This is a genomic window from Empedobacter sp. UBA6745, from assembly GCF_002453775.1.
GTDB classification, from domain to species: domain Bacteria; phylum Bacteroidota; class Bacteroidia; order Flavobacteriales; family Weeksellaceae; genus Empedobacter; species Empedobacter falsenii_C.
The window spans coordinates 46,487-56,498 of the sequence record NZ_DKHL01000033.1; the positions used below are offsets into that span (position 1 = coordinate 46,487).

Below are 10,012 nucleotides of genomic sequence, written 5' to 3' on the forward strand. Positions count from 1 at the left end.
ATGAAATTTTCAATCGATAAAAAAGACGAATTTTCTAAGGCAAGAGCTGGTGTTGTAGAAACCGATCATGGTAAAATCGAAACACCTATTTTTATGCCAGTTGGTACGGTTGGTACAGTAAAATCTGTTCACCAACGTGAATTAGAAGAAGATATTAAAGCCCAAATCATTCTTGGAAATACTTATCATTTGTATTTGCGTCCAGGAACTGATATTTTGCACAGAGCGGGCGGATTACATAAATTTATGAATTGGCAAAAACCAATCTTAACAGATTCTGGAGGATTCCAAGTGTATTCTTTAGCAACAAGTCGTAAAAAATCTGAAGAAGGTGTGCGTTTCAAATCGCATATCGATGGTTCTTACCACATGTTTACGCCAGAAAAATCAATGGAAATTCAACGTTATATCGGAGCTGATATTTTTATGGCTTTTGATGAATTAACAGGAATTCCAGCAAAATATCACGATGCAAAACGTGCTATGCACGTGACACATCGTTGGTTGGAGCGTTGTAGAACTTGGTTAAACAATAATCCTGAATATTACGATCACAAACAAACGCTTTTCCCAATTGTACAAGGAAATGATTTCAAAGATTTGCGTCAAGAATCAGCAAAATATATTGCGGATTTCGGTGCAGAAGGAAATGCTATTGGTGGATTATCTGTTGGTGAACCAGAACCTGTGATGTACGAAATGACGGATATCGTAACAGAAATTCTTCCACAAGACAAACCTCGTTATTTAATGGGAGTTGGAACACCTTGGAATATCATCGAATGTATTGCTTTAGGAGTTGATATGTTCGACTGTGTTATGCCAACTCGTAATGCGCGTAACGCCATGTTGTTCACGTGGAATGGTGTTATGAATATGAAAAATGCAAAATGGAAAGATTGTTTTGAACCATTAGACGAAAACGGAACAAGCTATGTGGATAGTTATTACACAAAAGCCTATGTTCGTCATTTGTTCAATGCCAACGAAGCGTTAGGAAAACAAATTGCATCTGTTCATAACCTTGCGTTTTATTTAGATTTGGTAAGAGTTGCAAGACAGCATATCTTAGCAGGAGATTTCGCTCAATGGAAAGAACAAATTGTTCCACAATTAAAACAACGTCTGTAGTTTGAAAATAATTGATAAATACATCATCCGAAACTTTATCGGAACCTTTATCTTCATGGTTTTGATTTTGTCTACTATCGCCGTTATTGTCGATCTTAGTCAAAAATTAGGACGTATTAATGATAGTGGTTCTACAGCTTTTTCGGCTTTAACCCAATTTTACCCTTATTGGTCTATTTGGATTATTAACACCTTTTTACCAATTGCCGTTTTTATCACTGTGATCTATTTTACATCACGACTGACGATGCAAACCGAAATTGTAGGTGTACTTTCGGGTGGTATTAGTTTTTATCGATTTACACTTCCATATATTTGGGTTGCTATATTTTTAGCTGTTTCTGCTTTGGTAGTAGGAAATGTGGTTTTGCCTTGGGCAAATATTAAAAAAAATAAATACCAATACACCCATTTATTGAGTAATAACGACAAGGAAGAATATTATAAACGACAACGTATCGGTTCGCAAATTTCTCCTGACGAATTTGTTTTTGTTGATAGTTATGACAGAACAGAAAAGTTAGGAAGTTCTTTTATGTATCAAAAATTTGATTCGACTGAGTTGAAAAAACAAATCATTGCTTCAAGTTTTAATTGGAATGATAAAGATTCTACTTATGCATTAATGAGTGTTTACACGCGTGATATTAACAAGGATAAAACAGAAAAGTTAAATTACGAAGCCAATACAAATTTGAAGTTGCCAGCTTCTCCTGACGAAATTTTACCAGAAGAATATGTTGCTGAAACAATGAATACCTTCGAATTGAATGAATTTATTCAGAAACAAAAAGCAAAAGGTTCGGCCAATGTAAATACATACGAAAATGAATTAAATAACCGTTTGAGCGGTCCATTTTCAACTATTATTTTGACACTTTTGGCTCTATCGCTTTCATCTAAAAAACGTCGTGGAGGAATCGGAATCAATCTTGCAGTTGGTATTTCGTTAGCGTTTGTCTACATTTTCTTCTCGCAAACAACGTCTACGTTTTCCGAAAAAGGATATGTTTCGCCACTTGTCGCCTCGTGGATACCAAACATCGTCTTCGGATTACTAACTTTGTTTTTATATTTCAGACGAGCACGTTCATAAAATATTTCAAAAATCCAGTTCTTTTCGAACTGGATTTTTTTTGTATCAACAATACAAGTAAATAATTTATTGAATCCATCTAAAAACTCACCATAATTTAACTAAAATAATTCTTTTTAAATTCATCAGTTTTCAGAAATAAAATTTTTTATTCAATTGATAATTAATAACTTTAAGATATTCTAAATTAATTTCTTAGATTTAAAAAAAGTTGAAGTGTAAAACTAAAATCAATTGACATGAAAAAAAATTTACTCCTTTTATTTTTAATCCTTTCGGTTTCTATTTTTTCGCAAGAAACATTAAATACAATGTTTTATAATGTGTTCAAATTTCCGAATTCACTTCCTCAAAATCGTCAATTGATCTTAAGAGATATTTTAGACGAATACAAACCAGATTTATTTATGATTTGTGAATTAGTAACAGAAAATGGCGCTGATTTAATCTTAAATACATCTTTGCAAAATCAACCGGATAAATTTGCTCGCGCACTTTTTGTAGCTGACACAACAAAATTAGATGATCCGTTACAAACAATGGTTTTTTATAACACACGCAAATTGACGTTAGTTAATCAACAAAAAATCCCCACAGTTTATCGTGACATCAATCAATATTCTTTTCAATTAAATATTACTTCAAACGATCCTATTCATTTAGAAGTTTTTGTTGCGCATCTAAAATCGAGTACAGGACCTGCAAATCGTCAAATGCGTTTGGAAATGGTGCAAGAAGTCACAAAATCTTTGAAAAAATTAACACAACCTAATACATATGTTCTTTTTGCTGGAGATTTTAATTTTTATAATTCATCAGAACCAGCATATCAAGAAATCATCAATCCAGCAAATGCTATTTTGATGATTGATCCACTCAATGCGCCTGGAAGTTGGCAAGATAATCCAGCTTTTAGTTATTTACACACTCAAAGTACACGCGTTTCTAACATAGGTTTTGGAAGCGGAACTAATGCAGGAGCAAGTGGCGGTTTGGATGATCGTTTTGATTTTATTATGATGAGCGAAAACTTCAAAAAAAGCACACGTTTTTCTTTTGTAAATGATAGTTATAAAGCATATGGAAATAATGGAGATTGCTTGAATAAAGATGTTAAAGATTCTGATTGTACAGGTATCTACTCACAAACTTTGCGAACTAATTTGTACAATATGAGCGATCATTTACCTATTGTGATGCAATTTAAAATTCATGAGAATTTAAGTACAAAATCAATTGAATCAAAACCTTTTATCTGGTTAAAATCAGAAAACATTACGAATGATAAAATTATAATTGGAGTTGATAAAACTCAATTAAATGCTCAAAATAATATACTTTTTATTTACAATTCAGTTGGACAAATTATACAATCGGTTCGCATTAATAATCAATCAAATATAACAATTGATTGTCAAGGCTTAGCGGCTGGAATCTATTATATTAAAACAAAAGAATCGAACGAAATTTTAAAGTTTATAAAAAAATAATTCAATATAAGTTTTATCTAAAACAAGATAATTTCATTCAAAACAATAGCTCAACTATTTACTTAATATTTTAGCTAAAATCAACTCTTCAAAAATTTCGTCAACTTACAGAAAATTCGTAATTTTGCATCTTAGTACAAATTCTAAAAGTAAGATGATAAACATTTCTCTTCCAGATGGAAGTGTAAAACAGTATGAGAGTGGCGTAACTCCTATGGACGTGGCGCTAAGCATTAGTGAAGGTTTAGCACGTAATGTAATTTCGGCTATAGTAAACGATCAACAAGTTGAAACAACAACCCCAATCACCACAGATGCAACGATCAAATTGTTAACCTGGAATGATGAAATGGGTAAAAAAGCTTTTTGGCATTCATCTGCTCACTTATTAGCGCAAGCTATTTTAGAGTTTTATCCAAATGCTAAATTAACAATTGGACCTGCGATTGACAAAGGTTTCTATTACGATGTTGATTTTGGTGAGGATAAATTTACAGAAGCTGATTTTGCGAAAGTAGAAAAAGCAATGTTAGAGAATGCAAAGAAAAAAGCTGAATTCAAATTATATTCAGTTTCGAAAGCAGAAGCATTAGAAACGTATAAAGACAATGAATACAAAACAGAATTAATCTCTAACTTAAATGATGGAGATATTACTTTCTGTACTCACGATAATTTTACAGATTTATGTCGTGGTGGACACATTCCGAACACTGGAATTGTGAAAGCTACAAAAATCTTGAATGTTGCCGGAGCTTATTGGCGTGGAGACGAGAAAAACAAAATGTTGACTCGTGTTTACGGTATTACATTCCCAAAACAAAAAGATTTAACAGAATATCTTGAGTTATTAGAAGAAGCAAAAAAACGTGATCACCGTAAACTAGGGAAAGAACTAGGTTTATTTGCTTTCTCAGAAAAAGTTGGTGCAGGTTTACCACTTTGGTTACCAAAAGGAGCTGCTTTGAGAAGAAAATTAGAAAACTTCTTATTGAAAGAGCAACAAAAAATGGGTTACGAAATGGTGATTTCTCCGCACATTGGTCAAAAAGAATTGTATGTAACTTCTGGTCACTACGCTAAATATGGTGCAGATAGTTTTCAGCCAATTAAAACGCCAAACGAAGGAGAAGAATTCTTGTTAAAACCAATGAACTGTCCACATCACTGTGAGATTTACAAAACTTCTCAATGGTCGTACCGCGATTTACCAAAGCGTTATGCAGAGTTTGGTACAGTTTACCGTTATGAACAATCAGGAGAATTACACGGTTTAACTCGTGTTCGTGGATTTACTCAAGATGATGCTCACTTATTCTGTACACCAGATCAATTATTAGAAGAATTCAAAAAAGTAATTGATTTAGTCTTATATGTATTTACAAATCTTGGATTTGATAATTATTCGGCTCAAATCTCATTAAGAGATCCAGAGAATAAAGAAAAATACATCGGATCTGATGAAAACTGGGAAAAAGCTGAACAAGCAATTATCACAGCATCAGCAGAAAAAGGTTTACCAACAGTTGTAGAATATGGCGAAGCTGCATTCTATGGACCTAAGTTAGACTTTATGGTGAAAGATGCATTAGGACGTCAATGGCAATTAGGAACAATCCAAGTGGATTATAACTTACCAGAACGTTTTGATTTAACTTACACTGGAGCAGACAACGAAAAACACAGACCAGTAATGATTCACCGTGCGCCATTCGGCTCTATGGAACGTTTCATTGCCATTTTGTTAGAAAATACAGCAGGTAATTTACCACTTTGGTTAACACCAGATTTATTCACAATTTTACCAATTAGTGAAAAATATGTGGAATATGGAGAAAAAGTATTAAATTTGCTGGCCGAAGAAGAAATTAACGGACTGATTGACAGTAGAAACGAGAAAACTGGTAAAAAAATCCGTGATGCCGAAATCGGTAAAATTCCTTTCATGTTAATCATCGGTGAAAAAGAAGCAGAAAACGGTACAGTTTCTGTAAGAAGACACGGAGAAGGTGATTTAGGAGAGATGACGATTCAAGCATTTATCGACTTCATGAAAGAACAAATCAAATTAAAATAATTTAAAACAGAATAACTATCGCAATTAGAAGAAAAGGCGGCAGAGGTCCAGCCAGAGTAATTAAGGAAGATCAACACAAGATCAATGATAAGATTGACGCGAAAGAAGTACGCGTTGTTGGAGAAGGTATAGAACCTGGTGTATATCCAATAGCTAAAGCTTTAGAACTTGCAGAAGAACAAGGTTTAGATTTGGTAATGATCAGTGAAAAAGCCATTCCACCTGTTTGTCGTGTCGTAGAGTACAAAAAATTCTTATACGAACAAAAGAAAAAAGAAAAAGAACTTAAAGCTAAACAGCAGAAAGTTGTCGTAAAAGAAATTCGTTTCGGTCCTCAAACAGATGATCATGATTACGAATTCAAAAGACGTCACGCAAGATCTTTCTTAGAAGAAGGTTCAAAATTGAAAGCATATGTTTTCTTCAAAGGACGTTCTATTATCTTTAAAGATCAAGGAGAAATCTTATTGTTACGTTTAGCTCAAGAATTGGAAGATGTTGGAAAAGTAGAACAAATGCCAAAACTTGAAGGTAAAAGAATGATTATGATGATGGGACCTAAGAAATAATTAGGTTCTTATCATCTTACAAAAAATAAAAAACGTTTTAATTTTAAATATTTGTAATCATGCCAAAATTAAAAACAAAATCTGGAGCGAAAAAACGTTTCAAATTAACAGGAACAGGTAAAATTAAAAGAAAACACGCTTTTAAAAGCCACATCCTAACAAAAAAAGAGACTAAACAAAAGAGAAATTTAACTCAAACTGGTTTAGTTGATCAAGCTGATGTTCATTCAGTAAAACAACAATTAAGATTAAAATAAGAACGTGTTCTTATTTGGTTTATTAATTCATTATTAACCCTGTCGATGGGCCTTAAAGCAGAGCAATCTCGCCCACTACAAAAAAATTAAAAATTATGCCAAGATCAGTAAACGCAGTTGCGTCAAGAGCTAGAAGAAAAAGAGTTTTAAAACTTGCAAAAGGATATTACGGAAGAAGAAAAAACGTTTGGACTGTTGCTAAAAATGCAGTAGAAAAAGGTTTAGTATACGCTTACCGCGATAGACGTCAAAAGAAAAGAAATTTCCGTGCGTTATGGATTCAAAGAATTAACGCTGGAGCAAGATTACACGGATTGTCTTACTCTAAATTTATGGGAGCTATCCACAAAGCTGGAATTGAATTAAATCGTAAAGTTTTAGCTGACTTAGCGATGAACAATCCAGAAGCTTTCAAAGCAATCGTAGAAAAAGTAAAATAATTTTTTTAAACAATATTAAAACGTTTTAAAACTTGGCTATTTAGTCAAGTTTTTTTTTGCTTAAATTTGAATGAATGTCATTCTAGACTTTATTTGGAATCTCATCATAAATTTTATTTAAAAACCCAACTCAAATGAATCAACAAAAAGATTTATTTCTAAGAATTTGGCCATTTTTTGTCGTATTTTTCATCTACAATTTTGCTGTAATTGCTATGACGCAATATTATGGACGCGACGAATTACATCTGCATTTCAATCAGTACAGCAATCATTATCTCGATAAACTCTTTGTTTTTTATACCGATTTCGGAACCTATTATTTATTTTTTATACTTCTTGGTTATCTATTTTGGAAAACAACTCGAAGATATTTTTATTATTTATTAGTTTCTGGAGCAGTTGCAACAACAATTAGTGTTTTCTTTAAGAATGTCTATTTCGAACAAGTTTTACGTCCTGGATATTATTTTACGCAGAAAAAAATAGACATTATTCTAGTCAAAGATTATGCGATACAAATGGCTTCAACTTTTCCTTCAGGGCATTCATTAACAGCCGCAATAATTTCGATGACATTATGTTTATTAACCAAAAACAGATGGTTACAATTATTTTTCGCACTCCATTTTCCGAGTATCGCAATTAGTAGAATCTACTTATCGCGTCATTTTGCGATTGATACTGTTGGTGGTTCGTTTATTGGTTTTTTTATATTTATCTTTATGTATTACATCATCAATCAATCTAATAAACCAAAATTAGATCAAAAATTTATTAACAATGGAAATTCAGAATAAACTTAAAATATCATTAATACAATACGATGTAATCTGGGAAGATGCAAAAGCTAATCACGCTTATTTAGATGAATTATTAGCCAATCATCAAACTGATATTATATTGTTACCAGAAATGTTTGCTTCGGGATTTTCGATGAATGTAGAAAAAATTGGTCAAAAGCCTTTTGGAGAAACCTTCGAATGGATGCAACATAAAGCCAAAGAATTAAATTCTGCGATTGCTGGAAGCATTTCTACGCATGAAAACGATAAATACTATAACCGATTTTATTTCATCTGTCCAAGTGGCTCTATTTACATTTACGATAAGAAACATTTGTTCAGTTACGGAAAAGAAGCTGGGGTATATTCTGCAGGGGATAAAATTGTAACGATAGATTATAAAGGATGGCAAATTCGTCCTATTGTTTGCTACGATCTACGATTTCCTGTTTGGATTCGCAATACAGAAGAAGATCCGTACGATTTGATACTTTGTAACGCAAGTTGGCCCAAAGCGCGTCGAGAAGCTTGGATTTCACTTCTAAAAGCACGAGCAATCGAAAATATGGCTTTTGTTGCTGGCGTAAATAGAATTGGAGTAGATGGCTATAATCTCCAGTATCAAGGGGATTCACATTTATTTGATACATTGGGACAAGATTTGGAAACAATAAACAATCATCCCGAAATTTTACAATTCGAAATTGATAAAGAAGAACAAGATAAAACTCGAAAGCATTTCAATTTTCTAAATGATAGAGATTCATTTTATTTTGGATAAATACAAGCTCAACTTCGGTTGGGCTTTTTTTTGTATGTGTAATTCTTTTTTATTCATATATTTATGGATAATGAATATGAATGGATAACACTTTTAAAAGCATCTATGAAAGCTACTACAATTGATATTTCGATAATAATTAATTATGAAAAAGATATTTATATTTCTATCCTTTATATTATTGGTACTTTCTGCAACTTATACTTTATATTTAGTTCGTAAGACTTTTAATAATTATCAATTTGAATCTTATAATGAACTTTATTATAAAGTTCCACCTGTAAATAATGCACAATTTAAATCGTTAAAATCTTTTAATTCTCACTTGTTTTCAATTGTTGACGATAAAAACTTAAAGAATATTACAGTAAATTTCGATTCCAAATCAAATAAAGTAAGGCAAGTAAATTTAAATTACACATACAATCCTGAAACAATTGATGATAAAATAAAATCAATCATAAGGATATATAACTTAGGAGAAATTATCGAAATTAATAAAAGAATGATGAAAAAAATATCATTTTTTCGGAGTCCTGATGTATATAATTTTGAAAATACTAAATATGAAGAAATGTACTTTCCAGATGATTTCTTTATACATAAACCCATTGTAAATTATAATATAAAAGGAAATCCCATCGATTCAATTATAAATGATAGAATAAAGCTTTATGCTTTAAAAGGTATAGTTGAGCTAGATATTAACAATGATTATAAACCTGATTTATTAATTGAATCAAAAAACGAAAAATCTTATATGATTACTGGTTTTGTTGAGATAGACAAGAACCTATTTTTCCTATATTATTTAGATAATGATTCTATTAAAAAAGTAAATGATCTATATAAATTAATAAATTTCAAATAATTTATAGTGCCTAACAAAAATTAATTTGGGCGTTCCTTCGGTCGGACTATGCGTTGCAATCTTTTGTAGAAGAAGATTGAGGTGATTACAGAAAATCCAATTCTTACAAAAGGATTTCCACTACTATCCCTAACGCGGGTTGAGTTGTAAGTTGTAAGTTGTAAGCAAAAATAAAAACTGTCATTCAGAATGTAGCGATAACGGAGTGAAGAATCTTTTTCAAGTTATAAGTTTTGATTGATAAGTTATGAGACGTAAGATTTAAGGCTAACAAAATAAAATTCTAAACAATATCCCCTTGAGGGGATTATAAGCATGTTTTAGAGTTATGAGTAGTAAGTTCTGAGTTAGTTGTAAAAAGGAAGCTTCTTGTTTTATAAAACATAGTTTGGAGATGCGTTGAAGTAAGAATTACATTATACTTAATACATTTTACTTTGTACATTGTACTTTTTACAAAAAAGTATAACCACAAAAAAAGCCTCAAGATTATTTCTTGAGGCTTTTAATAAAAA

10 protein-coding genes are annotated in these 10,012 nt (G+C 31.7%); all 10 read left to right on the forward strand.

The genetic code is table 11. From position 1 onward, the window contains the following. Nucleotides 1–1,131: a tRNA guanosine(34) transglycosylase Tgt gene (gene tgt, locus B4H69_RS10240; RefSeq protein WP_038337127.1), complete on the forward strand. Its 1,131-nt coding sequence runs from the start codon at nucleotides 1–3 to the stop codon at nucleotides 1,129–1,131. Nucleotide 1,132: 1 nt separating this feature from the next. Beyond that, nucleotides 1,133–2,227 carry an LptF/LptG family permease gene (locus tag B4H69_RS10245; RefSeq protein WP_180905408.1) on the forward strand — a complete coding sequence of 365 codons (1,095 nt, stop codon included), beginning with the start codon at nucleotides 1,133–1,135 and terminating at the stop codon, nucleotides 2,225–2,227. Nucleotides 2,228–2,466: 239 nt separating this feature from the next. After that, the gene (locus B4H69_RS10250) at nucleotides 2,467–3,717 is read left to right on the forward strand and encodes a hypothetical protein (protein ID WP_180905409.1); all 1,251 of its coding nucleotides are present in this window, start codon (nucleotides 2,467–2,469) and stop codon (nucleotides 3,715–3,717) included. 154 nt (nucleotides 3,718–3,871) lie between these two features. Then, on the forward strand, nucleotides 3,872–5,794 hold the full coding sequence (gene thrS / locus B4H69_RS10255) for a threonine--tRNA ligase (protein WP_291093843.1): 1,923 nt from the start codon (nucleotides 3,872–3,874) through the stop codon (nucleotides 5,792–5,794). Between the two features lie 59 nt (nucleotides 5,795–5,853). Beyond that, on the forward strand, nucleotides 5,854–6,363 hold the full coding sequence (infC, locus tag B4H69_RS10260; RefSeq protein WP_236688239.1) for a translation initiation factor IF-3: 510 nt from the start codon (nucleotides 5,854–5,856) through the stop codon (nucleotides 6,361–6,363). Between the two features lie 59 nt (nucleotides 6,364–6,422). After that, nucleotides 6,423–6,620: a 50S ribosomal protein L35 gene (gene rpmI / locus B4H69_RS10265; protein ID WP_038337133.1), complete on the forward strand. Its 198-nt coding sequence runs from the start codon at nucleotides 6,423–6,425 to the stop codon at nucleotides 6,618–6,620. Between the two features lie 95 nt (nucleotides 6,621–6,715). After that, nucleotides 6,716–7,060, forward strand: coding sequence for a 50S ribosomal protein L20 (rplT, locus tag B4H69_RS10270; RefSeq protein ID WP_038337134.1), 345 nt, complete (start codon nucleotides 6,716–6,718; stop codon nucleotides 7,058–7,060). Between the two features lie 134 nt (nucleotides 7,061–7,194). Continuing rightward, a complete protein-coding gene (locus B4H69_RS10275; protein WP_280045843.1) occupies nucleotides 7,195–7,860 on the forward strand; it encodes a phosphatase PAP2 family protein in 666 nt (221 codons plus the stop codon). Continuing rightward, nucleotides 7,844–8,626 carry a nitrilase-related carbon-nitrogen hydrolase gene (locus B4H69_RS10280; protein WP_280045845.1) on the forward strand — a complete coding sequence of 261 codons (783 nt, stop codon included), beginning with the start codon at nucleotides 7,844–7,846 and terminating at the stop codon, nucleotides 8,624–8,626. Before B4H69_RS10275 ends, B4H69_RS10280 begins: the two co-directional genes overlap by 17 nt. A 145-nt stretch (nucleotides 8,627–8,771) precedes the next feature. Continuing rightward, nucleotides 8,772–9,497, forward strand: coding sequence for a hypothetical protein (locus B4H69_RS10285; RefSeq protein WP_280045847.1), 726 nt, complete (start codon nucleotides 8,772–8,774; stop codon nucleotides 9,495–9,497). Nucleotides 9,498–10,012 lie beyond the last annotated feature (515 nt).

What these genes read in the sequence shown, in the direction of transcription:
- B4H69_RS10275 (WP_280045843.1), top strand. Translation starts at nt 7,195, where the DNA reads ATGAATCAACAAAAAGATTTATTTCTAAGAATTTGGCCATTTTTTGTC.
- B4H69_RS10285 (WP_280045847.1), top strand. Translation starts at nt 8,772, where the DNA reads ATGAAAAAGATATTTATATTTCTATCCTTTATATTATTGGTACTTTCT.
- thrS (WP_291093843.1), top strand. Translation starts at nt 3,872, where the DNA reads ATGATAAACATTTCTCTTCCAGATGGAAGTGTAAAACAGTATGAGAGT.
- rplT (WP_038337134.1), top strand. Translation starts at nt 6,716, where the DNA reads ATGCCAAGATCAGTAAACGCAGTTGCGTCAAGAGCTAGAAGAAAAAGA.
- tgt (WP_038337127.1), top strand. Translation starts at nt 1, where the DNA reads ATGAAATTTTCAATCGATAAAAAAGACGAATTTTCTAAGGCAAGAGCT.
- B4H69_RS10250 (WP_180905409.1), top strand. Translation starts at nt 2,467, where the DNA reads ATGAAAAAAAATTTACTCCTTTTATTTTTAATCCTTTCGGTTTCTATT.
- B4H69_RS10280 (WP_280045845.1), top strand. Translation starts at nt 7,844, where the DNA reads ATGGAAATTCAGAATAAACTTAAAATATCATTAATACAATACGATGTA.
- rpmI (WP_038337133.1), top strand. Translation starts at nt 6,423, where the DNA reads ATGCCAAAATTAAAAACAAAATCTGGAGCGAAAAAACGTTTCAAATTA.